Origin of the sequence: Arthrobacter sp. zg-Y1171 (assembly GCF_025244845.1) — a bacterium.
Classification (GTDB): Bacteria; Actinomycetota; Actinomycetes; order Actinomycetales; family Micrococcaceae; genus Arthrobacter_B.
In genome coordinates this window covers 2,263,785-2,286,215 of sequence record NZ_CP104264.1, presented here as the reverse complement: position 1 = coordinate 2,286,215, position 22,431 = coordinate 2,263,785, and the positions used below count along the sequence as shown (strand labels likewise).

21 protein-coding genes are annotated in these 22,431 nt (G+C 68.3%); 17 read left to right on the top strand and 4 right to left on the bottom strand.

What is annotated here, in order from left to right; genetic code table 11:
- Window positions 1-240 precede the first annotated feature (240 nt).
- The 7 genes from N2L00_RS10750 (at window position 241) to N2L00_RS10720 (ending at window position 8,878) form a co-directional block, all read left to right on the top strand.
- Window positions 241-1,953, top strand: coding sequence for a hypothetical protein (locus N2L00_RS10750; protein ID WP_255862750.1), 1,713 nt, complete (start codon window positions 241-243; stop codon window positions 1,951-1,953).
- Between the two features lie 52 nt (window positions 1,954-2,005).
- Window positions 2,006-2,992 carry a co-chaperone YbbN gene (locus N2L00_RS10745; protein ID WP_255862751.1) on the top strand — a complete coding sequence of 329 codons (987 nt, stop codon included), beginning with the start codon at window positions 2,006-2,008 and terminating at the stop codon, window positions 2,990-2,992.
- A 16-nt stretch (window positions 2,993-3,008) separates the two neighbouring features.
- Window positions 3,009-4,130: an NADH:flavin oxidoreductase/NADH oxidase gene (locus tag N2L00_RS10740; RefSeq protein WP_255764619.1), complete on the top strand. Its 1,122-nt coding sequence runs from the start codon at window positions 3,009-3,011 to the stop codon at window positions 4,128-4,130.
- A gap of 100 nt (window positions 4,131-4,230) precedes the next feature.
- On the top strand, window positions 4,231-5,004 hold the full coding sequence (locus N2L00_RS10735; RefSeq protein WP_255764618.1) for an ABC transporter ATP-binding protein: 774 nt from the start codon (window positions 4,231-4,233) through the stop codon (window positions 5,002-5,004).
- Window positions 4,986-6,560, top strand: a complete 1,575-nt coding sequence (locus N2L00_RS10730; protein ID WP_255862752.1) for a transporter — start codon at window positions 4,986-4,988, stop codon at window positions 6,558-6,560. Before N2L00_RS10735 ends, N2L00_RS10730 begins: the two co-directional genes overlap by 19 nt.
- Window positions 6,561-6,584: 24 nt before the next feature.
- Window positions 6,585-6,893: a DUF3039 domain-containing protein gene (locus N2L00_RS10725; RefSeq protein WP_227918249.1), complete on the top strand. Its 309-nt coding sequence runs from the start codon at window positions 6,585-6,587 to the stop codon at window positions 6,891-6,893.
- 188 nt (window positions 6,894-7,081) lie between these two features.
- Window positions 7,082-8,878, top strand: a complete 1,797-nt coding sequence (locus N2L00_RS10720; RefSeq protein WP_255764616.1) for a DEAD/DEAH box helicase — start codon at window positions 7,082-7,084, stop codon at window positions 8,876-8,878.
- A 77-nt stretch (window positions 8,879-8,955) separates the two neighbouring features.
- Here N2L00_RS10720 and N2L00_RS10715 read toward each other — a convergent pair whose 3' ends face one another.
- Together N2L00_RS10715 and N2L00_RS10710 are read right to left on the bottom strand one after the other, a co-directional pair.
- Complete coding sequence (locus N2L00_RS10715; RefSeq protein WP_255862754.1) at window positions 8,956-9,573, bottom strand: isochorismatase family protein; 618 nt, start codon at window positions 9,571-9,573, stop codon at window positions 8,956-8,958.
- Window positions 9,574-9,577: 4 nt separating this feature from the next.
- Entirely contained in the window at window positions 9,578-10,903 is a 1,326-nt protein-coding gene (locus N2L00_RS10710) for a nicotinate phosphoribosyltransferase (protein WP_255862755.1), read from the bottom strand.
- Window positions 10,904-10,989: 86 nt separating this feature from the next.
- On the opposite strand from N2L00_RS10710, the gene clpS reads away from it, so the two are divergent.
- The 4 genes from clpS to N2L00_RS10690 all read left to right on the top strand — a co-directional run bounded on the left by clpS (window position 10,990) and on the right by N2L00_RS10690 (window position 13,858).
- Entirely contained in the window at window positions 10,990-11,298 is a 309-nt protein-coding gene (gene clpS / locus N2L00_RS10705) for an ATP-dependent Clp protease adapter ClpS (RefSeq protein WP_227918245.1), read from the top strand.
- Between the two features lie 58 nt (window positions 11,299-11,356).
- On the top strand, window positions 11,357-11,914 hold the full coding sequence (locus N2L00_RS10700; RefSeq protein ID WP_255862756.1) for a DUF2017 domain-containing protein: 558 nt from the start codon (window positions 11,357-11,359) through the stop codon (window positions 11,912-11,914).
- A 94-nt stretch (window positions 11,915-12,008) separates the two neighbouring features.
- Window positions 12,009-13,010, top strand: coding sequence for a glutamate racemase (gene murI / locus N2L00_RS10695; protein ID WP_255764612.1), 1,002 nt, complete (start codon window positions 12,009-12,011; stop codon window positions 13,008-13,010).
- The gene (locus tag N2L00_RS10690; protein WP_255862757.1) at window positions 13,007-13,858 is read left to right on the top strand and encodes an MBL fold metallo-hydrolase; all 852 of its coding nucleotides are present in this window, start codon (window positions 13,007-13,009) and stop codon (window positions 13,856-13,858) included. Before murI ends, N2L00_RS10690 begins: the two co-directional genes overlap by 4 nt.
- An 8-nt stretch (window positions 13,859-13,866) precedes the next feature.
- Here the strand turns inward: N2L00_RS10690 and N2L00_RS10685 are convergent, their stop codons facing one another.
- Window positions 13,867-15,285, bottom strand: a complete 1,419-nt coding sequence (locus tag N2L00_RS10685) for a S9 family peptidase (RefSeq protein WP_255862758.1) — start codon at window positions 15,283-15,285, stop codon at window positions 13,867-13,869.
- A 206-nt stretch (window positions 15,286-15,491) separates the two neighbouring features.
- On the opposite strand from N2L00_RS10685, the gene rph reads away from it, so the two are divergent.
- The 4 genes from rph to N2L00_RS10665 all read left to right on the top strand — a co-directional run bounded on the left by rph (window position 15,492) and on the right by N2L00_RS10665 (window position 18,713).
- Entirely contained in the window at window positions 15,492-16,265 is a 774-nt protein-coding gene (gene rph, locus N2L00_RS10680; protein ID WP_227933194.1) for a ribonuclease PH, read from the top strand.
- Window positions 16,266-16,910, top strand: a complete 645-nt coding sequence (gene rdgB, locus N2L00_RS10675) for an RdgB/HAM1 family non-canonical purine NTP pyrophosphatase (RefSeq protein ID WP_255862759.1) — start codon at window positions 16,266-16,268, stop codon at window positions 16,908-16,910. It abuts the gene before it with no gap.
- Between the two features lie 95 nt (window positions 16,911-17,005).
- A complete protein-coding gene (locus N2L00_RS10670) occupies window positions 17,006-17,704 on the top strand; it encodes a DedA family protein (protein WP_255764608.1) in 699 nt (232 codons plus the stop codon).
- On the top strand, window positions 17,697-18,713 hold the full coding sequence (locus tag N2L00_RS10665; RefSeq protein ID WP_255862760.1) for an exonuclease domain-containing protein: 1,017 nt from the start codon (window positions 17,697-17,699) through the stop codon (window positions 18,711-18,713). The genes N2L00_RS10670 and N2L00_RS10665 overlap by 8 nt, the downstream gene beginning before the upstream one ends.
- A gap of 25 nt (window positions 18,714-18,738) precedes the next feature.
- Here the strand turns inward: N2L00_RS10665 and N2L00_RS10660 are convergent, their stop codons facing one another.
- Complete coding sequence (locus N2L00_RS10660) at window positions 18,739-19,773, bottom strand: ADP-ribosylglycohydrolase family protein (protein ID WP_255862761.1); 1,035 nt, start codon at window positions 19,771-19,773, stop codon at window positions 18,739-18,741.
- 365 nt (window positions 19,774-20,138) lie between these two features.
- On the opposite strand from N2L00_RS10660, the gene N2L00_RS10655 reads away from it, so the two are divergent.
- Both N2L00_RS10655 and N2L00_RS10650 read left to right on the top strand, forming a co-directional pair.
- Window positions 20,139-21,158: an MIP/aquaporin family protein gene (locus N2L00_RS10655; RefSeq protein WP_255862762.1), complete on the top strand. Its 1,020-nt coding sequence runs from the start codon at window positions 20,139-20,141 to the stop codon at window positions 21,156-21,158.
- Window positions 21,159-21,256: 98 nt separating this feature from the next.
- Window positions 21,257-22,420, top strand: a complete 1,164-nt coding sequence (locus N2L00_RS10650) for an exonuclease SbcCD subunit D (RefSeq protein WP_255862763.1) — start codon at window positions 21,257-21,259, stop codon at window positions 22,418-22,420.
- Window positions 22,421-22,431 lie beyond the last annotated feature (11 nt).

Sequence of the window (22,431 nt, the reverse complement as noted above, 5' to 3'; positions counted from 1 at the left end):
CCAGCCGACGCGCCGCCGAAACCGCTTTTCCCCTTAGGCACATGCGGCGGTTACCGCTCCGGGCCATCGCCCGAATGGGTGCTCTGATGGGATTTCGTTACCATTGGGTTATCAAGTGCCAGGACATCAATGACCAGCTGCGAATTAGCCGCCGCATTCCGGAGCCCGCGTTCGGGCCTGCCGGCCCGGAAAATCCGCCGCCCTGCCATGTCATTTGCCCAGACTGAAGATAGGTAAGTTGTGCGAAACAAATTTGCAGTTCCGCTGATCGTCCTTGGGGTGCTGCTGATGCTGATAGGCATTGGCCAGCGCACGTTCTGGGCGCCCCCCGAGACCCAGTCGGTTTCCATGGACGCCGAGGGCGCCGAGGATGCCGTGGTCACCGTGCTGGAGCCGGAACTGCTGGCCGAATACTCCGACGGCGTGGACATCACCGTCCGTTCGGATGCTCCCTTCACGCTGGCGGTCGGCCGGGCCAACGATGTCCAGGCATGGGTGGCAGACGCCGCCGCCGCCCGGCTCAGCCCGGGAGAGGACAGCTCGTCCCTGGCCGTCGGCACCGACAAGACCGGGAAGACCGCCCCGAATCCTGCCGGTTCCGATCTCTGGGTCATTGAAGAGTCCGGCGAAGGCGAACTGTCCCACGACTGGAAAGCGCCGGGCGAAGGCGACTGGCGGATCCTGATCGCCACGGACGGCACCGCTCCCGCACCCACCGACGTGACCCTGACCTGGGAGAACGACGCCACCCGCCCGTTCGCCGTGCCGTTGATCGTCATCGGTGCCCTGCTGGCCGTCCTGGGCCTGGCCCTTGCCTTCCTGCGCAGCGGCTCCGACGGTCCGCGGCGCAGCGGCCGCCGCAGCGCCGGTCCGGACAGCGCCGGTCGGGACAGCGGGGCAGCTGACAAGCAGCCCAGCGTCTCGGGTACGACGTCGGCCTTCACCGCCGCCGCCCCCCGCCCCCGCCGCCGTCGTCCGGCCTACCTGGCCGCTGCTGCCGCCGCCGTACTGGCAGCGGGCTCTGCCCCCGCAGCGGCACTGGCCGGCGAGTCCGCCGCCGGAAGCCAGCCGGTAATCGTGGACTCCCAGCTGACCCGCATCCTGGATTCCGTGGCCGGCACGGTTGAGGCGGGCGACGCGGCCAAGGATGCATCGATGCTGACGCCGCGCGTCGGCGGGGCTGCCTACGCCATGCGTGCAGCGAACTACGCCGTGGCTGCGAAGTCCGCCGACCATGAAGCCCCGGTGCCGGTGGCCGCCGAAACGCTGCGGACCCAGTCAATCGGCACCGCGGCAGACTGGCCGCGCACCGTCGTCGCCGTGACCCAGGGCGAGGGGAACCCGGTGCCCCAGGCGCTGCTCCTGGTCCAGGACTCGGCCAGGGACAATTACAAGCTGGTTTCCGCTGTCCAGATGCTGCCCGCCAGCACCTTCCCGCAGCCGCCCGCCGCCACCGACGGCTCGGCCCAGATTCCCGCTGACTCGGACAACGGGCTGGCCATGTCGCCGCAGGGCGCCGTCGCTGCGCTGGCCGACTCCCTGACTAATCCGGAGGGCGAGAAGAAGGACACCTTCGGCGCCAACCGCTTCAGCGAGGACGTGGTCAAGTTCCAGCAGCAGGTGCAGAGCGACCCGAAGAATGAGTTCGCCACCAACACGTTCCTGCATGCCGCGGATCCGAAGGAAACCTACGCACTGCGGACCGCCGACGGCGGGGCCATCGTGTTCGGCTACCTGTCCAACACGTTCTCCAGCACGCCCAAGGAAGCCGGCGACTCGGTCAACCTTGAAGGTACCGTCTACCAGGCACTGACCGGCGAGACGAACACCGACAAGGGCATCGACGTCACCCACGGCGAAGCCGTAATGCTCTACGTTCCGGCTTCGGGCGGCACCGGCCAGGCCCTGGTAGTGGGTGCAGCGCAGGAACTGCTGTCCGCCAACCTCAAGTAGGCGGAAGCGCGGGGCTTGCCGGTGGACGGGCACGGCGTAATAAGGTGAAGAAATGAGCACACCGAACCATCGCCCGTCCCCGGCTGCCCCCTCCTCCATGAACCTGCGGGGTGCAGTTGACCTCTCCGCACTCAAGGCACGTTCCACGGCCCCGGCGGCACCCGCGGCCCCGGCAGCCCCGGGTGGAGCCGCTCCGGGTGGCGCCGCCCCCGGAACCGCTCCGGCGCCGTCACCGTTCGTGGTGCAGGTCTCGGAACAGACCTTCCCCCAGATTGTCCAGCTTTCCGCCGAAGTTCCGGTGGTCATTGACCTGTATTCGGATGCGAGCCCCGACTCGCAGCAGGTGTCCGCAATCCTGGCGTCCATCGCCGTGGAACAGAACGGGCGGATGCTGCTGGCCCGGGTGGACGCTGCAGCGTACCCGCAGATTGCGCAGGCCTTCTCCGCCGTCGCCGTTCCCACCGTGGCCGCGGTGATCAAGGGCCAGCCGGTGCCGCTCCTGGACCGGCTGATGCCGGAGGAGCAGATCCGCGCCCTGGTCGGCGAGCTGATGCAGGTGGCCGCCGCCAACGGCGTCAACGGGACCCTCGAAGGCGGTACCCAGGAAGAGGCGCCGGAAGCGCCGCTGTCTCCGCTCCACCAGGAAGCCTTTGACGCCATCAATGCCGAGGACTACGACGCCGCGGCTGCCGCCTACCGCCGTGCCCTTGCCGAGCAGCCGGCCGACGCGGATGCGAAAGCGGGCCTTGCCCAGGTGGAACTCATGGCCCGGCTGCGTGATGCCGATGCGGAGGCCGTCCGCCGGGCAGGCGCCGAAGAGCCCGACAACGTCCAGGCGCAGCTGGCCGTCGCGGACCTGGACATTGCCGGCGGGCACGTCGAGGACGCCTTCCGCCGGATTACCGGCCTGATCGGCAGGGTGCGCGGCGAAGACCGCGAAACCGCCAGGCTGCGGCTGCTGGACCTGTTCGAAGTGGTCGGCATCGCCGATCCCCGGGTCACCAAGGCCCGTTCTGCCCTCGCCCGGGCACTGTTCTAGGCGGCGCGGCTTTTCCATGGAGACGTCATCCCTATTTGACCCCGTCACCCTGCGCGGATTGGAGCTGGCCCACCGCGGTTGGGTAGCAGCAATGTGCCAGTACTCCGCGGACTCCGTAGATCCCGCGGATCCCGCCAACGCGCCCGGCGTACCCAATGACTGGCACCTGATGCATCTGGGGTCCTTCGCCGCCGGCGGCGCGGCCCTGATCATCACCGAGGCCGCGGCAGTCCAGCCGGAAGGACGGATCAGCCCACAGGACGCCGGGATCTGGAACGAGGAGCAGGCCGCCGGCTGGCAGCGCATCACGGATTTTGTCCACCGGCACGGCGCCGTCCAGGCGCGTATCGGCATCCAGCTGGCCCATGCCGGACGCAAGGCCTCCACCTATGCTCCGTTCGCCCCCGGGACCGGCAGTGTGCCGCTGTCCGACGGCGGCTGGCAGACCGTCGGCCCGACGGCGGACCCGTTCGGCAGCTACGCAGCTCCTGCCGCGCTGGATGAAGCGGGTATCCGGCAGGTCATCCGGGACTTCGCCGACGCGGCTGTCCGCTCGGTTGACGCGGGCTTCGACACCATCGAGATCCACGGCGCACACGGCTACCTGCTGCACCAGTTCCTCAGCCCGCTGGTCAATACCCGCACCGATGCGTGGGGCGGGGACGAGGCGGGGCGGAACCGGCTGACCCTTGAGGTCATCGATGCGGTACGCGCTGTCATCCCCGATTCCATGCCGCTCCTGCTGCGGATCTCCGCCACGGACTGGATGCCCGGGGGAGTGGACGCCCGGTCCTCGGTGGTCCTGGCACGAGCTGCGCGGGAACGCGGAGTGGACCTGGTGGACGTTTCCACCGGCGGAGCCGTTCCCGGGGCCGTGATCCCCGTGGCACCGAATTACCAGGTGGAGTACGCCGAAGCGGTCCGGCACGGCGCAGGCGTGCCTACCGCCGCCGTCGGGCTCATCGATTCCGGTGCGCAGGCGGAGGAAATCCTGCAGGCCGGTGCCGCGGACGCGGTCCTCATAGCCCGTGCCGCCCTGCGGGATCCGCACTGGTGGATGCGCGCAGCGGCCGAACTGGACGCCAAGCTGCCCTGGGTGCCGCAGTACGAGCGCGCCGCACGCCGCGGGATGTTTTAGCGAAGGGCTAGTCCCCGCGACGGATGCCCCGGCCCCAAGGGTCGCTGAATTGGTCCTTTGGGCCGAGGACGTCCCGGCGCCGGGTGGATAGGCTGGGCCCATGACATCACTACCGGATTCCGTCCCGGCGCTGTCCATGCGGGGACTCGCCAAGCGCTTCGGTTCCAAGACGGCCGTCAACGGCATCACCTTGGATGTGCCGCAGGGCTCGTTCTACGGGCTGGTGGGGCCCAACGGGGCCGGCAAGACCACCCTGCTGTCCCTGGCTACCGGGCTGCTGCGTCCGGACGCGGGCTCCGCCTGGGTGCACGGCACCGATGTGTGGGCCCGCCCCCTCGAGGCCAAGCGGCTGATGGGGATCCTGCCGGACGGCGTCCGCCTTTTCGACCGGCTGACCGGTGAGCAGCTGGTGACGTACGCGGGACTGCTGCGCGGTATGGACCGGGAGACGGTCCGGGTGCGCACCAAGGACCTCCTGGCCGCCATGGACCTCAGTGCTGACGCAGGCAAGCTCGTGGTGGATTACTCCGCGGGTATGACGAAGAAAGTAGCCCTGGCGTCCGCCTTGATCCATGCCCCGCGCCTGCTGGTCCTGGACGAACCGTTCGAGGCGGTGGACCCGGTCTCTGCGGCCAATATCCGCGACATTCTCGCCGGGTATGTTTCCTCCGGGGGAACCGTGATTGTCTCCAGCCATGTGATGGACCTCGTCCAGCGGATGTGTGACCACGTCGCAGTGGTTGCCGGCGGCAACCTGCTGGCCGCAGGAACGGTGGACGAGGTCCGCGGCGGCGCGACGCTGGAGGACCGCTTTGTGTCGCTGGTCGGCGGCCGGACCCACTCGGAGGGGCTGGAATGGTTGCGCACCTTCTGAGGCTGAAGCTGCTGCTGCTGCGCAACTCTTTGAAGCGCAGTCCCTGGCAGCTGGTCGGGATCATACTCGGTGCGCTCTATGCGCTGGGTTTCCTGGCCGTGCTGATCGCGGCTCTGTTTATCGTGGGGGATGATCCGGCGGCGGCCCGAACAGCGGTCATCCTCGCCGGAGCCGCAGCGGTTGCGGGCTGGGCCCTGATCCCGGTGGTGTTTTCCGGCCTGGACCTGACCCTGGATCCGGCCCGGTTCACCACCTACGCCGTTCCCACCCCGCAGCTGCTGACCGGCCTGGCCGCGGGCGGGCTGATCGGTATTCCCGGGGCCACCATGCTGCTGGCCGTACTCGCGCAGGCGGCGAGCTGGTACCGCTTTCCGGGGGCGTTGGCCGCAGCACTGGTGCTTTCCATGGTGGCGGTCTTCACCTGCCTGATCGCCGCGCGCGTTACCGTGGCCGCAGCAGTCTCCCTGACCGGATCCCGCAGGTTCCGCGACTTTACGGGGCTGCTGCTGGTCATCCCGTTGGTGCTGCTGGGGCCCATCATTGCCGGTGCAGCCGAAGGGATCCGGGCCGGCGCAGAGTTCCTTCCGGGCCTTGCCGACGTGCTCGCGTGGACGCCGTTGGGCGCCGTCTGGGCAGTACCCGGCGACATTGCCCTCGGCCATTACGGTGCGGCGGGTGCCAAGGCCCTTATCGCTGTGGCTTTCCTGGCGGTATTGGTACTGGCCTGGAAAGCCCTGCTGCTGCGGGCGCTGGTCAGCCCGCCGCAGTCTGCAGCCGGCCGGAAGAGCGCCGGGCTCGGGCTCTTCTCGCGTTTCCCGGCCACTCCCACCGGAGCGGTGGCCGCGCGGGCATTGATCTACTGGCTTCGCGACCCCCGCTACAGCGCTTCACTGCTGATTGTCCCGCTGCTCGTTGTGGTCCTGCTGTTCGCGGGAAACAACGCCGGCGCGGAGGCGGGGCTGATGGTGCCGCTGACGCTGGGGCCGCTGGTGGCTTTTATGCTGGGCTTCTCCATCAGCGCGGACGTCTCCTATGACAACACGGCGTTCGCCCTGCATCTGGCCACCGGTGTGTCCGGGCGGGCGGACCGCGCCGGCCGGGCACTGGCCTGCGCAGTGGTAAGCGTGCCGGCCGTGCTCGCCGCAGCCGTCCTGCCGGCGGCCCTGACCGGGCACGCAGACCTCATAGCCCCCGTACTGGGGGTTTCCATGGCGGCGCTGATGATCGGGCTGGGAGTCTCCAGCGCGGTGTCCGCGCGCTACACCTACAACGTACCGCTGCCCGGGGAAAACGCATTCAAGACCCCGCCCGGTTCCACCGGCCGGGCCCTGCTGGTCCAGGGTGCCTTCAGCCTCGTGACCTTCGCGCTGCTGGTGCCCGTGCTCGTCCCGGGAGTGCTCGCCGTCGTGCTCGAAAGCACTCTCTGGGGCGTTGTGACCCTGCTCGCGGGACTGCTGCTGGGTGCGGCGGTCCTGATCCTCGGGATCCGGCTGGGCGGACGGTGGCTGGACGCGCGCGGGCCGGAACTGCTGCAGCAGGTCTCCGTCAACAAATAGTCGGCGGGTACTAAGATGGAACGCATGAGCCTGCCTCCCGATCCTTTCGAAAACGATCCCCGCCGCCTGGATGACAACGGTACGTCCACGGCCACCATCGAGCGCGAAGAACTGCGCGAAGAGCTGGAACCCGGCGACAGTGAGCGCTTTGCCCACTATGTGCGCAAGGAAAAGATCATGGAATCGGCGCTTTCGGGCGAGCCGGTGATTGCTCTCTGCGGCAAGGTGTGGACGCCCGGCCGGGATCCCCAGAAGTTCCCCGTCTGCCCCACCTGCAAGGAAATCTACGAGGGCCTGCGTCCCGAAGGTGACAACCCCAAGGGCAAGAAGTAGTTCGTCCTCTCCGGCCGGTTTTCTGCTCGCTCCGTTTCCCAGCCTTCCTCCGCGAAGGCAGTTAGTCCTGATGTCTGCATGACCTATGTGTTTACGCCTGCGCCCGCGCGCAGTCGCTCAGCGCTGCGCCCGTCCGGTGCCCGCACGGCAACAACCAATCGAGCAATGAGAAAGGTTGCGTTTCCCGCGTGAGTTCCGAAACCCTGTTCGGCGCCGGTGCGTCCCTGCCACCCGCCTACCCCGGGCGCGCCGCCTGGGGCACCGCCCCGAAGCTGCGTCAGTGGCAGGCAGAGGCCCTCGAGAAGTACTTCGCATCCAATGCCAGCGATTTCCTGGCCGTAGCCACCCCGGGCGCCGGTAAAACCACCTTCGCCCTGCGTGTGGCCAACGAACTGGTGGAGCGTGGGATCGTCAACCGCATCACCGTCGTCGCCCCGACAGACCACCTGAAACGGCAGTGGGCCGACGCCGCCGCGAAGGTGGGCCTGGCCATCGACCCGAACTTCAAGAACGCCGACGGGCGGCACGGGCACGGGTTCATCGGCGTGGCCGTCACCTACGCGCAGGTGGCATCCAAGCCGATGCTGCACCGTGCCAAGACCGAGGCCGCCCGCACCCTGGTGATCCTGGACGAGATCCACCACGGCGGTGACGCCCTCTCCTGGGGCGACGGCATCCGCGAAGCGTTTGAGCCGGCAGTTAAGCGGCTTTCCCTGACGGGTACGCCGTTCCGCTCGGATACCGCAGCCATCCCGTTCGTGGAGTACGTCGAAGACCGGGACGGCATCCGCCGGTCCAAGGCCGACTACACCTACGGCTACGGACAGGCGCTGAAGGACCATGTGGTCCGCCCGGTGATGTTCATGGCCTATTCGGGGCAGATGCGCTGGCGGACCAGTGCCGGCGACGAGATGGCGGCGTCGCTTGGCGAAGCCGCGGTGACCAAGGACATCACGGCGCAGGCCTGGCGCACCGCCCTGAATCCCACCGGCGAGTGGATTCCCGCGGTGCTGGCGGCAGCGGACCGCCGCCTCACGGAGGTCCGAAGGTCAGTGCCCGACGCCGGCGGGCTGGTGATCGCCACGGACCACGACGACGCCCGTGCGTACGCCGGCTGGCTGAAGAAGATCATGGGCGAATCACCTACGGTCATCCTGTCCGACGATGCCAAGGCATCGGAGAAGATCGAGGAATTCTCCGCCGGCACCCAGCGCTGGATGGTAGCCGTGCGGATGGTGTCTGAAGGCGTGGACGTGCCGCGCCTCGCCGTCGGCGTCTACGCTACCTCCACCGCAACCCCGCTGTTCTTCGCGCAGGCCGTGGGACGTTTCGTGCGTGCCCGCAAGCGCGGCGAGACGGCGTCGGTGTTCCTGCCCTCCGTGCCGAACCTGATGGCACTGGCCAACCAGATGGAAGTCGAACGCGACCACGCGCTGGACCGTCCGGACAACCATCTGGAGGAGGAGGGCTTCGGCCTCGAGGACAGCCTGATGGAGGCGGCAAACCGCGAGGAAAAGGCCTCCGGCGAGCTGACCAAGCAGAAGTTCGAGGCCCTCGAATCGCAGGCGTCCTTTGACCGGGTCCTGTTCGACGGCGGCGAGTTCGGAACCGGCGGTGCGCTGGGCAGCGAGGAGGAACAGGATTTCCTCGGCATTCCCGGCCTCCTGGACGCGGACCAGATGAGCACGTTGCTGCGCCAGCGCCAGCACGAGCAGCTTTCCCGCAGGGGCCGCCGTTCCGGTGCCGCAGCAGAGGAAGTGCCGGCGGAAGCCCCCGAAGTGGTGGATCACCGCCGGCTGACCGAACTGCGGGGCGAGCTGGCGAAGAACGTTTCTGCCTGGTCCGCCCGCTCCGGCATGCCCCACGGCGTGGTGCACAGCGAGCTGCGCCGGATCTGCGGCGGACCGCCCGTGGCCCAGGCCAACGAGGAACAGCTCAACAAGCGGCTGAAGAAGCTGCAGGACTGGTTCATCGGCCGCAAGTAGCGGCCCCAGGGAAATGACCCCGGGGAACGGCAGAGGGCCGGTCGCAGCAGCGGCCGGCCCTCTGTCCTGCGCCCTTGCTAGAGGTCGATGATCTCCACGCCGGCGTCTTCGAGTTCGGCCCAGGCCGCGAGGGTGGTCTCGCGCTTGATGCCGCGGCACAGTTCCGGGATCACCGCGGTGGTGTAGCCGGCAGCGATGGCGTCCAGGGCAGTGGCGCGTACGCAGTAGTCAGCGGCAAGGCCCAGCACCACCACCTCGTCCACGTCGTTGTCCCGCAGCCAGTCGTCGAGGCTCAGCGTCTCGGCGGCTGTCTCCGGCTCGGCTTCCGGCTCCCCGAGGGGAACCTCGACGTCCGGCGCCAGGACGCCCTCAAAACCGGAATACGCCGCTTCGTACTGGCCCTTGCGGAAGAAGGCATCCACCAGTTCGGTGTCCAGGTCCGGGTGCGGCTGGGCGCCGGGGGTGCCGGCGACGCAGTGCGGAGGCCAGGAGTCCACGAAGTCCGGGGTATCCGAGAAATGCGCACCGGGATCGATGTGCCAGTCCTGGGTGGCGGCGACCAGATCGTACCGGCCGGCGGAGGTTTCCACGTAGTCGGTGATTTCCCCCGCGAGGTCGGCCCCGCCGGCCACAGCCAGCGAGCCGCCTTCACAGAAGTCGTTCTGCACGTCGACGATTATCAGGGCGCGGGCCATTTGCTTACTCCTCGTATTCGGTGGGGATAACCGGCTCGCCGCGCTGCAGGCGGTTCACCGAGGTTGGCAGTTCGGCAAGGGACGCAGCGTGCTGCTTGGCAGCACGCGTCACCGCCTCCGGTCCGGTCCAGCCGGGCTGGACAACGCCGTCGGCCACGAACTGGTGCAGCAGCGTACGGTCGTTGCCGTCGTCCGCCGGTGCATGGCCGATGCCGATCACCTCGGCGGTTGCCGTGCCGTGTTCGTCCAGCCGGCGCAGTGCGTACTTGCGCCCGCCGAGCGAGACCTTGTTTTTCGCGGCCTTGGCAACGGAGACGAACTCGTGGTCGTCTCCCTCGCGGCTGACCAGTTTGTAGACCATGCCGGCGGTGGGAGCCCCGGAGCCGGTGACCAGGGAGGTACCGACGCCGTAGGCGTCCACGGGAGCCGAGGCCAGGGCTGCAATCGCAAACTCGTCCAGGTCGGATGTGACCATGATGCGCGTCTTCGCGTTGCCCAGCTCGTTGAGCAGGTCCCGGACCCAGCGCGCCTGCGCCACGAGGTCGCCTGAATCCAGCCGCACGCCGCCCAGCGACGGTCCGGCGACTTCCACCGCGGTGCGGACTCCCCGCTCGACGTCGTACGTGTCCACCAGGAGGGAGGTGCCCATACCCAGCGATGCTGTCTGCGCGGTGAAGGCTTCCTTTTCGGAATCGTGCAGCAGGGTGAAGGAATGCGCGGCGGTGCCCACGGTTTTCAGGCCGTAGCGCAGGCCGGCCTCGAGGTTGGAAGTGCTGTCGAAGCCGGCGATCACTGCCGCGCGGGCCGCGGCAACGGCCGCTTCCTCATGGGTGCGGCGCGAACCCATTTCGATGCACGGGCGTCCGTCGGCAGCGGAGGTCATGCGGGAAGCCGCGGAGGCAATGGCACTGTCGTGGTTGAGCATGGACAGGATCATCGTTTCGAGGATGCAGGCTTCGCCGAAGGTGGATTCAACGATCAGCAGGGGGGACTGCGGGAAGTACGCCTCGCCCTCGGCGTAGCCGTAGATGTTGCCGGAGAACCGGAAGTCCGCGAGCCACGCCAGCGTGCGTTCGTCCACCACGTTGGTCCTGGCCAGGAAGTCCAGCTGCGGTTGGTCGAAGCGGAAGTTTTCCAGGGCTTCGAGAATGCGGCCCGTTCCCGCCGCGATGCCGTAGCGGCGGCCTTCCGGCAGCCGCCGGGCAAAGACTTCGAACACGGACCGGCGGGAAGCCGTACCCGAGTGGAGGGCGGCCTGGAGCATGGTGAGCTCGTAGTGGTCCGTATAGAGGGCTGAATTCGGGGTGTGCCGGACGGCGGGACTGTTCACAGGCAAAACTCTAACCCGCGGATCCCCATTGAGCAGAAGGCTGCACTGCGGAGGTTCGCAGCCGATTCCTCACTACAATTGGACCTATGGCTACCAGCACCGCGACCGGAACGGACACCCTGACACGTGAAGAGACGGATACCCTCACGTCTTCGGATGTTCCCTGGGTCGTGATTGTCTGGAACGACCCGGTTAACCTGATGAGTTATGTCAGTTACGTCTTCCAGAGCTATTTCGGCTATTCGGAGGCCAAGTCCCACCGCCTCATGCTGGAGGTCCACCAGGCCGGGAAGTCCGTAGTGGCCACCGGATCCCGGGAATCCGCAGAACGCGATACCCTCGCCATGCATTCCTACGGGCTGTGGGCCACCTTCCAGAAGGCGGACGCGGCTTAGCACCGCCTGGCACCGCCTACACCGCAGAACCCAGTACGCAGAACAGAAACGGATATTCGTGGCCACCGGCTTCAAGCTCACCCGCAAGGGCATTACCGCAAACCTGGAACCGGGGGAGCGGGACCTGCTGCGCAAGCTCTTCTCCGATGTGCAGGCCTTGCTGGAACCTGACACTGCCGCGGACGCCGATCCGCTCGCGGCCATGGTCGGCATCGACCCATCGGCGGCCGTTCCGGATGACTCGGCCCTGCTGCGGCTCCTCCCCGCCGGCACCACGGGGAACGACGACGACGCCCTCGAGTTCCGGCGGTTTACGGAACGGTCGCTGCGCGAATCAAAACAAAGCGCCCTGCGCGCCGCCGCGCTGCAGCTGGAGGCGGCTCCGCTGCGCCTGGACACCGAGCAGGCGCAGCTCTTTGCGCGCGCCTTGAACGATGTCCGGCTGGTGCTTGCCGACCGCCTGGGCCTGGAAGATGGCGAAGATGCCGAGCGGCTGCATGACATCACCGATCCGTCCAAGGCCGAGGATCTGGACGGCTACCTTGCGCTGGTGTACAACTTCGTCACATGGCTGCAGGAGACACTCATGCAGGCGCTGCTCGACTCCCTGCGCTGACACGGAATCGGCTGTGTCCGCAGCCGGTTTTGTGAGCAACGGCACGGTCCGGTGAATGTGCCCGTGCGCGGGGGAGGACTATGGTCGTTACATTATGAGTTCGAACCCGGCCAGCTCCTCCACCCATCCACTGGGCACGTCCGTGCACGAAGCAATCCGGGTCAAGGACCCGGACGCCCCGATCGGCATCTTTGACTCCGGTGTCGGCGGCCTGACAGTGGCGCGCGCCGTCCTGGACCAGCTGCCCAACGAAGCCGTTATGTACGTGGGGGATACCGCCAACGGACCCTACGGACCCCTGCCGATCGCCGAAGTCCGGGCCAAAGCGCTGGGCGTAATGGACGAACTGGTGGATTCCGGCGTCAAGCTCCTGGTGATTGCCTGCAACTCCGCCTCCGCCGCCGTCCTGCGTGACGCCCGCGAGCGTTACACGCACCGGTACGGCATCCCCGTCATCGAGGTCATCCAGCCGGCGGTCCGCCGCGCAGTGGCTGCTACCCGGACCGGACGGATCGGCGTCATCGGCACGGCTGCCACTGTTGGTTCGCGGGCCTACGACGACACCTTTGCCGCGGCCCCGCACCTGCAGGTGTCTTCGGTGGCCTGCCCGGCGTTCGTGGAGTTCGTCGAAGCCGGCATCACGTCCGGCCCCGATGTGCTGGCCACGGCGGAGGAATACCTGGCTCCGCTGAAGGCCCGGGACGTGGACACCCTGGTCCTTGGCTGTACCCACTACCCACTGCTCACCGGCGTGATTTCCTATGTGATGGGCGACGGCGTCACGCTCGTTTCCAGTGCCGAGGAGACCGCGAAGGATGTCTACCGCGCCCTGATCTCGCACGGGATCGAACGGCGCTCGCAGACCCCGCCGCAGCACACCTTCGTTGCCACCGGAGACTCTGCCTCCTTCGAGCTGCTTGCCCGGCGTTTCCTCGGCCCCGAGGTGCTCAGCGTGCAGCAGGTGGAACATGTGGCCGCGCATTACCCAACCGGCAGCATGGCGCGGGTCACCCCGCAGATGATTGCCGCAGCCCGGGCTGACGCCCCTGAACGCACGGAGGCGCACAGCGGCGGCTCCAGGAACGGCACGGTATGAAACTGACCATTGTGGGCTGCAGCGGATCCTTCCCCGGCCCGGCCTCGCCGGCGTCGTGCTACCTCGTGACCGCCAACGACGGCGTCCGCGACTGGCGGATCCTGCTGGACCTCGGCAACGGATCGCTGGGTGCGCTGCAGCGCTACATGGACCTGCGGGACATTGACGCCGTCCTGTTGACCCACCTGCATCCGGACCACTGCATGGATCTGTGCGGCCTCCACGTCGCCGTGCACTGGGACCCCTCCGGCTGGAACCGGGACCGGATCAAGGTCTGGGGGCCGGCGGCAACGGCGGACCGGATGGCCACGGCCTACGGGCTGGAGCTGGACCCGGGCATGCACGAGGATTTCGAGTTCTCCAACTGGACCGCCGGCAGCGCAGTGCAGATCGGGCCGTTCACCGTGACCCCGTACCCGGTGCGGCACCCGGCCGAAGAGGCCTACGCCCTGCGCGTGGAAGCCCGCACCCTGGACGCCGACGGCGAGCCCGCGCTCCGGACCCTGGCGTATTCCGGGGATACCGATTCCTGCCCCGGGCTGGAAGATGCCGCCCGGGACACCGATGTCTTCCTCTGTGAAGCTGCGTTCCACGAGGGCCGGGATGACGCCATCGAAGGGGTGCACCTGACCGGGCGCCGCGCCGGAGCAGCGGCCACCGCAGCGCAGGCCCGGCGCCTGCTCCTCACGCACCTGCCGGTCTGGAACGACGCCAGCGTCAGCGTCTCGGAAGCACGCGAAACCTACAGCGGGGACCTCGCCGTCGCCGTGGCCGGTGTCTCCTACGTCGTCGGCAGCCCGTTCAGTGCACCCCTCGCTGTGCAGGGCGGGGTCCATCCGGCGGGGTAGGCCCGCCGTCAGCGGCCCCTTCCGTGCCCGTGCCCGTGTCCATGCCCGTGCCCGTGTCCGTGACCGGAGCCCGGGTCCTGCGGGTAGTCCCGGTCGTTGACGAATTCTTCGGGACGGTACCTGATGAAGTCCGCTTCCCCCAGTCCCAGTGATTCGGCTGCCCGGTCAAGCTGCCGGGGCTCGGCCAGGTTCCCCCAGCGGCCGGTGTCAAGGCGCTCGTCCATCGCCAGCACCGCGCCGACCCGCTCCGCGTCGGTGAAGGTGCAGTGCCCGGTCCGTTCGACGTAGGACTGGCGCAGCAGCGCACCGGTGCCGGCTTCCCGAACCGTCTGGGCGTACTCCTCCATGTACTCCACCGGCGCCAGGATGTCGGCCAGGGTATGCATGGTCAGCACCGGCATGAGGAGGTCCCCGTGCGGGGTCGAGGTGCGGTCCATCCACTCCAGGGCTTCCGGATCCGGTGCGGTGTCCGCGGTGGAGGTGAGGGTATGCAGGTCCCGGCGCAGATCCAGGCCGGCACTGCGGTACAGCGCCTTGACCTGCTGCCGCTGCGCCGAGTCACGCAGCAGGGAGCCGTAATCCACTCCTTGGTTCCAGCCGCTGTCACCGTCCGCGGCGTTGACTATCGAGGCACGCGAGCCGACCACAAACGGGATTGTCTGCAGCAGCCAGTTGTACTGCGCTTCCTGCTGTGCGGCGTAATCCTTCCGGTCCGGTTCCGTGTCCCCGCTGAACCAGGTTGGTGTGTTCATCAGGGCCGCCGCCAATGCCAGCCGGGCCCGGCCCTCCGGCGTCGCCTGTGCCTGCTGCAGCGCGCCCATCAGGGCATTGATGGTGACATCGGCTTCCTGTGCGGTGCGGAATCCGGTCAACTGCAGGTCTGCTCCGGGCAGGAGCAGCTCGGCGAGTGCGTGGAGGCCGTCCAACTGGTAATTGTTCAGGTTGATTCCGCCGCCGAGCAGTCCGCAGGTGCTCACCGCTCCGTCCACGCCGCTGTCCGGGGTTTCGGCGATGAGGCTGCTGACCAGGCCGCCCATCGAGGTGCCGAAGGCGATGGTCCGGACAGGTTCGCCAGCCGCAGCGGAGAAGGCGGCCAGGGTGCCCAGCTGGTCCTCGACCGCTGTTCCAAGGGCCCAGCCGGTGGCTGCATAGGACGAGGAAGCGACCGCGAATCCCCGGGCGGTCAGTGCCTGGGCGGTGGATTCGAAACCCGGGTCCCGGGCCGGGTTGTCGGGTCCGGGGCGGAAGCCGTGACTGTAGAGCACCAGCTTGCCGTTCCAGTCCTGCGGCAGCTGTGCCGCCCACGTTGCTCCGCCGGGAAGCGTCCCCCCGAGCTCCGTGACGGCGGGTTCTGCCGCGGTTGCCGTTGCCGGGGCGGTTGCCAGGGCCAGCGAAACGGCAACCCCCAAAGATGAAAGTCTGCGCATGTGCGTGCCGATCCTTTCTGCGTCATTGCAGGGGGTCGTTCCCCCAGACCCTCCCGGTGTGCGGGACGGGCGGGAAGGGGTCCGACGGTACGGCGCCACCCTAGGAGCGGGGCAGCGGGAGAGAAAGGGTAGGGACGCATACTGCCCGGCCCGTCCGCCCGGCCCGTCCGCCCGGCACGCGACGGCCCGGCCGATAGACTGGGCCTATGACAACCGCCGCAAACAGCCCTGTTTCCACCTCTTCCTCCACCGTCGTCCGCTCCGATGGCCGCACTCCCGACCAGCTGCGGAGCATCACCATTACGCGCGGCTGGTCGAAGCAGGCCGAAGGTTCGGCGCTGATCGAGTTCGGCAATACCCGGGTGCTGTGCACGGCGTCGCTGACCCCCGGCGTTCCGCGCTGGCTCAAGGGCGAGGGTAAGGGCTGGGTCACCGCCGAATACGCGATGCTCCCGCGGGCCACCAACACCCGCAACGACCGCGAATCGGTCAAGGGGAAGCTGGGCGGGCGCACGCACGAGATCTCCCGGCTGATCGGCCGCTCGCTGCGGTCCATCATCGACACCAAGGCCCTGGGCGAGAACACGATTGTCCTGGACTGCGACGTCCTGCAGGCCGACGGCGGCACCCGCACCGCCGCCATCACGGGCGCCTATGTGGCCCTAGCCGACGCCGTGGCCTGGGCCAAGGAAAACAAGCTCATTGCCCGCAACGCTTCACCGCTGCTGGACACCGTGGCGGCCATCAGCGTGGGCATCATCGACGGGGTCCCGATGCTGGACCTGCCGTACGTCGAAGATGTCCGGGCCGAAACCGACATGAACGTGGTGGTCACCGGCTCGGGCAAGTTCGTCGAGGTGCAGGGCACCGCTGAAGGTGCTCCGTTCGACCGCGCCGAGCTTGACGCCCTCCTCGACCTGGCCCTGGCAGGTACCGCAGAACTGGCCGTCATCCAGCGGCAGACCCTGGGCCTGGCCTAAATGCCGCAGCCAACAGCGCGCCTGGTCCTGGCCACCCGAAACCCGGGCAAGCTGCGCGAGCTGCGGGAACTGCTCCGCGGGCAGGTGCCCGGCCTCGACGTCGACACTCAGGTGATCGATGCCGCCGCGGCCGGAGTGCCCGATGTCGCCGAAACCGGTGTGACCTTTGAACAGAACGCGCTGCTCAAGGCCCATGCGGTAGCGGCAGCCACCGGCCTGCCGGCCGTCGCGGACGATTCCGGGCTGGCCGTAGACGTCCTGGGCGGGGCGCCCGGGATTTTTTCGGCGCGCTGGTCCGGCCGGCACGGCGACGACGCGGCGAACCTCGAACTGCTCCTGGCCCAGCTGGGTGATATTTCCGCCGAGCACCGCGGGGCGGCGTTCGTCTGCGCTGCTGCCCTGGCACTGCCCGACGGCGGCGGGACCGTGGAACGCGGCGAACTGCGCGGAACACTGCAGGACTCGCCGCGGGGAGCGGGCGGGTTCGGCTACGACCCGATCCTGCAGCCGGCCGGACTGGACCGCACCTGCGCCGAACTGAGCAGTGCGGAAAAGAACGCCATCAGCCACCGCGGCCAGGCCTTCCGCGCCCTGCTGCCGGCCCTGGTAGCCGCCTTGGACGACGGGTCCCCGGGGATTTCCTGATCTGCTTCCCGGGTGTGCGATGTGTCCCAAACACGCCCGGGAATGCGACCCGGATTCTTCCCTGTCAGGGAGCCTAGGGCAGAATTGAGCCCGAGATGACTATTACACAAGCCGTTACCCCAGCCACCTCCGTCCCCGCCGAAGCCTCCGGCGACCCCTCCGCCCTCGGGGGTGTGGCGGACTGGGCGGTCGGCATGATGGAAACCATCGGCGCTCCCGGCGCCGGGCTGGCCATCGCCCTGGAAAACCTCTTCCCCCCGCTGCCGAGCGAAATCATCCTGCCGCTGGCCGGCTTCACCGCCAGCCAGGGCAACTTCTCCATCGCCGCCGCACTGTTCTGGACCACGCTGGGGTCCGTCGTCGGCGCCCTGGCACTCTACGGCCTCGGCGCGTGGCTGGGCCGGAACCGGATGCGCAGGCTGGTCGCGAAGGTGCCGCTGGTGGACCTGGAGGACGTGGACAAAGTCGAGGCCTGGTTCGGGCGGCACGGGAACAAGGCCGTGTTCTTCGGCCGGATGATCCCGCTGTTCCGCAGCCTCATCTCGATCCCTGCCGGCATCGAACGGATGCACCTGCTGACCTTCACGGCCCTGACCACTGCAGGCAGCCTGATCTGGAACGCAATCTTCATCGCGGCCGGTTACTACTTGGGTGAAAGCTGGCACATCGTCGAAGAGTACGCCGGCGTTTTCCAGAAGATCGTCATCGTGGCGGTAATTGCCGCGGCGGTTTGGTTCGTGGTTTCCAAGGTGCGTAGCTCCCGGCGGAAGCAGGCGGCCCGCGGCAATGCCTGAGGCAGGGCTCAGTTTTACCGCAATAGATTTTGAAACAGCCAACGGCTTCCGCGGCTCGCCATGTTCCGTGGGCCTGGTCCGGGTCCGCGGGGGACAGGTTGTCGAGGAAGCGTCCTGGCTGATGCGGCCTCCGGAGGGGCACGACTACTTTGATCCGCGCAACGTGCGGATCCACGGCATTGAACCCGGGATGGTGGCAGGAGCTCCCCGGTTCGGTGAACTCTTTCCGGAGATCGGCGCCTTCATCGGCGATGACCTGCTGGTGGCGCACAATGCCGCCTTTGACCTGGGCGTGATCCGTTCCGCACTGGAGGTCTCCGAGCTGGCGGGGCCGGCGTATGACTACACCTGCACAGTGGTCCATTCGCGGCGCACCTACCAGCTGCCGTCGCATTCGCTGCCCTTTGCCGCGGAAGCTGCCGGAGTGCCCCTGCTGAACCACCACGACGCCACCGAGGACGCACGCGCCTGCGCCGGGATCATGGTGGATATTGCCCGCCGCAGCGGCGCCCGGTCGATGCCGGAGTTTTTCCTGCGCGACGGCCGGCCTGCGTCCCATCTGCCGGCCTACGTGCCGGGGCAGCACCCGCTCTCCAAGGCCACGAGGGATGCCCTGGCCCGGGGCACCGGCACTCCGGCTGCGGCAGCCGGCGGGTGGCAGGGCTGGCCGTCGGAGGGTGACAATCCGCCGCCTAATCCGCTGGCGGACCCGGCGCATCCCCTGTTCGGCCAGACTGTTGTGTTCACCGGCAACCTGGGCATGGCCCGGCAGACCGCGAAGGACCGGGCCGCAGAGGTCGGCGCCCGTACGGCCAGCAACGTCACCCGCGCCACCAGTGTGCTGGTGGTCGGGGACGGTTTTGAGCCCGGGGACCTGCGCAGCGGGCGCCTGACCGGCAAGGCACGGCGGGTGCTGGACCTGCACGAGCGGGGCCAGCGCATCGAAGTCCTGTCGGAAGCCGAATTCCTGCAGACCCTCGGCGGCATTTGGCCGCGGGCATCGCAGTAGCGGGACCAGCGGCCGGCAGATTCTCCTAGGGTGCGACCGTGGCCGCGATGAACCCCGAGGCCAGTTTCTCAATAACCCCGCGTTCCTTCAGCGCCTCCAAGCCGGTTTCCGGAAGGGTGCCGTACCGGGTCCCCAGCAGGCTTCCCGTCACGACGGCGGCCGGCGCGCCGCCTGCTGTTGCCGCGTCCCGGATGGCAGCTGCTGTTGCCGCACTGAGGTCCCCGTCTTCCACGGCAGCGTCCGCTGCGTCTTCCACGGCCTGCGCGGCGTGCAGGCCGATCGCCAGGGCTTCTTCCGCCGTGGGCGTCCCGCCCGGGGCGCCGGTGCCTGCTGCACCCGCACCGCCGTCGTCGGCCGGTACCGCCTGCAGCCGGTCCGCGAGCTCCGGAACTCCGTTGGCCCGGGCTTGGGCCAGCGACTCCGTTGCCGCGCTGCGGAGCGTTGCCCCCGGCGCCAGCAGACCGTGCACCATCGACGCGAAGACTGCTGCGCTGTGCCGGGCCGAAGGATGTCCGTGCGTCAGCGAGGCAGCGTCAAGGGCCAGCTTGTAGACCGTTTCGGTCCCGACGTAGGGGAGCAGCCCGAACGGGGCAGAGCGCACCAGCGCGGCAGGAGTGTCGACGCCGGTGTTGAGCGGGCGCTGCCGGGTACCCATTTCCCCGGTGGAGAGCGCCTGCAGGACGTCGGGGTCCAGGTCTGCGGCCTGCTCGGTTCCGGCCGGCTGCAGCAGCGGCTCCGCGTCGATGGGGCGGGGCAGCGGCGACGGACCGTTCTCGGGAAGCGGGAGCCCCCGGCCGCGCATCCAGCGGAGATAGGCCAGCCAGATGCACGCCGTCTCGTCCGCTCCCACTCCCTGATTTGCCCATTCAATGGCCTCCAGCAGCCCATCGAGGGAATACAGGGCCAGCTGTGTGTCCGCCGTGATCGAGGTGCCGGAGGAATCCCCGGCGGCATGGCCGGCGGCATCGCCCAGTGCGCCGCCGAGCAGGCAGCCCCGGATCTTCGGCGACAGGGCAGCGGAGGAAAGGAAGGCAGGAGCGGAAGCGGGTTCGGGGATCACTCCTCCAGCATAATGCCGGGTTCGGCGGGGATCCGGGCCCGGGCCGGGCCGCACAGCATCCCACCTGTGGGGCGGGAGCGCCCTGGTGTGACCTCACCGGCAACACCGGCAACACCGGCACCATCGGGTGGGACCCTGTGGCGCCGGGAGTGCAGGGCCCGGTGCCGCCGGAACCACGCCCGGTTGGCGTACAGGGCAAATTCAGGAAGTTAACAGGCTGCGCTGACACGGTGGGGTAGTTTGTAGTGAGTCCGCGCATGTCCCCGCCGTACCGTTCGGTGCAGGCCATGCCGAGTACCGCTTCTGTTTTGTACCGGCAGCCGTGAATCCGGTGCCGCCACCCACACGTTAGGAATCCTTCTTCCATGTCATCTGAGTCCTTACCACTCAGCGGAGCCCGGGCCGCAGCGCCCGCCCGCACTGCGGCGCCTGCAAACGGTGGCTACAACTACGGGTTTGTCGGACGGACGGTAGCCGAGGCCATCGGTTCGTTCCTGCTTCTCTTCGTCGGCATCGGGATTGCCATCTTCGGCAACACCGCCGGCGGCGGCATTGGCTCGCCGCTGGCCTTCGGCCTGGCCCTTGCCGGTGCAATGGTGGCTTTCGGCTACATTTCCGGCGGCCACTTCAACCCCGCAATCACGCTCGGCAGCGCAGTGGCCGGCCGCACGGCCTGGAAGTTCGTCCTGCCGTACATCGTGGCCCAGCTGGTCGGCGCCATACTCGGTGTTGCGATCCTGTGGGTGGTCATCACCGGCCACGACCAGATCGGTGAGCAGGCCCGTCAGTTCCTGACCGGCACGGCCAACGGTTACGACGGGCACTCTACGAACCTCTTCCCGCTTCCCAGCGCGCTGCTGATGGAGGTTGTTGCCGGCGCCCTGCTGACCGCCGTCTTCCTCGGCGCAGCGTCCCGCAAGGCAGGCACGGGCTCCCGCAAGTCCCTCGCCGTGTCAGGCGCCTTCGCCGTCGGCGTGACCTATGCCGTCCTGCTGACCGTCCTTGTTCCCGTCACCAACGGCGGCATCAACCCGGCCCGTTCCACCGCCGTCGCAATCTTCTCCGAAGGCTGGGCACTGGAGCAGGTGTGGCTCTTCTGGGCTGCACCCTTGCTCGGCGCAGTGATTGCCGGCCTGATTTTCCGCAGCGTGGACATGACCATCGACGCCCACCGCAGCCCGGCGGACTCCTTCCTGGAGGAGGACACGCTTGCTGGGGATGACACCGAAACCGTCAAGCCGGCCACGCTGGCCAAGCCGGCAGCAGCCAAGCCGGCAGCCGGCAGCACGAAGCCGGTTGTTGACGAGGAAGCCCGCGGCTTCTTCGACAAGCCGGCCGACGGCACCTCCCGTCCGGAGGACGGCACGCCGGGCAACCGCGCCTAGGACCTAAGGCACTAAAAAGCAGGACCCCCCGGGGGCAGCGGCACACGCCGCTGCCCCCGATCCGTTAACTGTCGGAGCCGGGCTGTAGTTTTTAAGACATGCGTTTACTGCACACTTCAGACTGGCACCTGGGCCGATCCTTCCACGGCGTGGGAATGCTCGATGCCCAGGCGGACTTCATCGACCGCCTCGTGGACACTGTCCGGGAACAGCGGGTGGATGCCGTGCTGATCGCGGGAGACGTATATGACCGCGCGCTTCCGGCGGTGGACACCGTGCGCCTGCTGGATTCGGCGCTGGAGCGCATCACGGGTGCCGGCGCGGTGGTGGTGCTGTCCAGCGGCAACCATGATTCCGCCGCCCGGCTGGGTTTTGGCAGCGCACTCTTCGAGCGGGCCGGCGTGCACCTGCGCACGCGGTATGAAGACATTGCCCGCCCCGTGCTGCTGCCCGCCGAGGGCAGGCCGGTGGCCGTCTACGGCATCCCGTACCTGGAGCCCCGCCTCGCCGCCGGGGAGCTGGGCGTTGAGGTCCCGAACCACTTCTCCGTCACCGAGGCGGCCGTACGGCGCATCCGCGCGGACATCCTTGCCCGCGAACAGGCCGGGGCGCCCGTCGCATCCGTGGTGATGGCCCATACGTTCGCCAGCGGCGGCATCAGCAGCGACAGCGAACGCGACCTGGCGGTGGGCGGGCTTGGTGCCGTCCCACTGGACCTGTTCGACGAGTTCTCCTACACAGCCCTGGGACACCTGCACGGCCGGCAGCAGCTGCGCCCCGCGGTCCGTTACAGCGGCTCCCCGCTCCCGTATTCCTTCTCCGAGGCACGGCAGGCCAAGGGTGGATGGCTGCTGGAGTTCGACGGCGGCGGCCTCGCTTCCGTAGAGGCCGTCACCTGGCCGGCCCGGCGCCGGCTGGCGGTGCTGCGCGGCAAGCTCGACGATCTCCTGGCGGATCCGGATCTTGCCGAGGCCCAGGATGCCTACTGCCAGGTCACCCTGACAGACAGCCAGCGGCCCGCCAGGGCCATGGAACTGCTCCGCACCCGCTTCCCGGACACCCTCGTCCTGGCTTTCGATCCGGAGGGCGGCGCCCGGGGACCGGACCAGACGTACAGCCAGCGGCTGGCGAAGGCGACTGACGATCTCGACATCTGCTGCGGCTTCCTTGAGCACGTCCGCTCGCGCAGCGCAGCCGATGAGGAAAAGGACCTCTTCATCGAAATCCTGGGCAAGGTCCGCGAAGCAGAGGCAGCACAGTGAGAATCCACCGC

Coding starts and splice junctions, on each gene's coding strand:
- N2L00_RS10745 (WP_255862751.1), top strand. CDS start 2,006: ATGAGCACACCGAACCATCGCCCGTCCCCGGCTGCCCCCTCCTCCATG.
- N2L00_RS10740 (WP_255764619.1), top strand. CDS start 3,009: ATGGAGACGTCATCCCTATTTGACCCCGTCACCCTGCGCGGATTGGAG.
- N2L00_RS10735 (WP_255764618.1), top strand. CDS start 4,231: ATGACATCACTACCGGATTCCGTCCCGGCGCTGTCCATGCGGGGACTC.
- N2L00_RS10730 (WP_255862752.1), top strand. CDS start 4,986: ATGGTTGCGCACCTTCTGAGGCTGAAGCTGCTGCTGCTGCGCAACTCT.
- N2L00_RS10725 (WP_227918249.1), top strand. CDS start 6,585: ATGAGCCTGCCTCCCGATCCTTTCGAAAACGATCCCCGCCGCCTGGAT.
- N2L00_RS10715 (WP_255862754.1), bottom strand. CDS start 9,573: ATGGCCCGCGCCCTGATAATCGTCGACGTGCAGAACGACTTCTGTGAA.
- clpS (WP_227918245.1), top strand. CDS start 10,990: ATGGCTACCAGCACCGCGACCGGAACGGACACCCTGACACGTGAAGAG.
- murI (WP_255764612.1), top strand. CDS start 12,009: ATGAGTTCGAACCCGGCCAGCTCCTCCACCCATCCACTGGGCACGTCC.
- N2L00_RS10690 (WP_255862757.1), top strand. CDS start 13,007: ATGAAACTGACCATTGTGGGCTGCAGCGGATCCTTCCCCGGCCCGGCC.
- N2L00_RS10685 (WP_255862758.1), bottom strand. CDS start 15,285: ATGCGCAGACTTTCATCTTTGGGGGTTGCCGTTTCGCTGGCCCTGGCA.
- rph (WP_227933194.1), top strand. CDS start 15,492: ATGACAACCGCCGCAAACAGCCCTGTTTCCACCTCTTCCTCCACCGTC.
- rdgB (WP_255862759.1), top strand. CDS start 16,266: ATGCCGCAGCCAACAGCGCGCCTGGTCCTGGCCACCCGAAACCCGGGC.
- N2L00_RS10670 (WP_255764608.1), top strand. CDS start 17,006: ATGACTATTACACAAGCCGTTACCCCAGCCACCTCCGTCCCCGCCGAA.
- N2L00_RS10665 (WP_255862760.1), top strand. CDS start 17,697: ATGCCTGAGGCAGGGCTCAGTTTTACCGCAATAGATTTTGAAACAGCC.
- N2L00_RS10655 (WP_255862762.1), top strand. CDS start 20,139: ATGTCATCTGAGTCCTTACCACTCAGCGGAGCCCGGGCCGCAGCGCCC.
- N2L00_RS10650 (WP_255862763.1), top strand. CDS start 21,257: ATGCGTTTACTGCACACTTCAGACTGGCACCTGGGCCGATCCTTCCAC.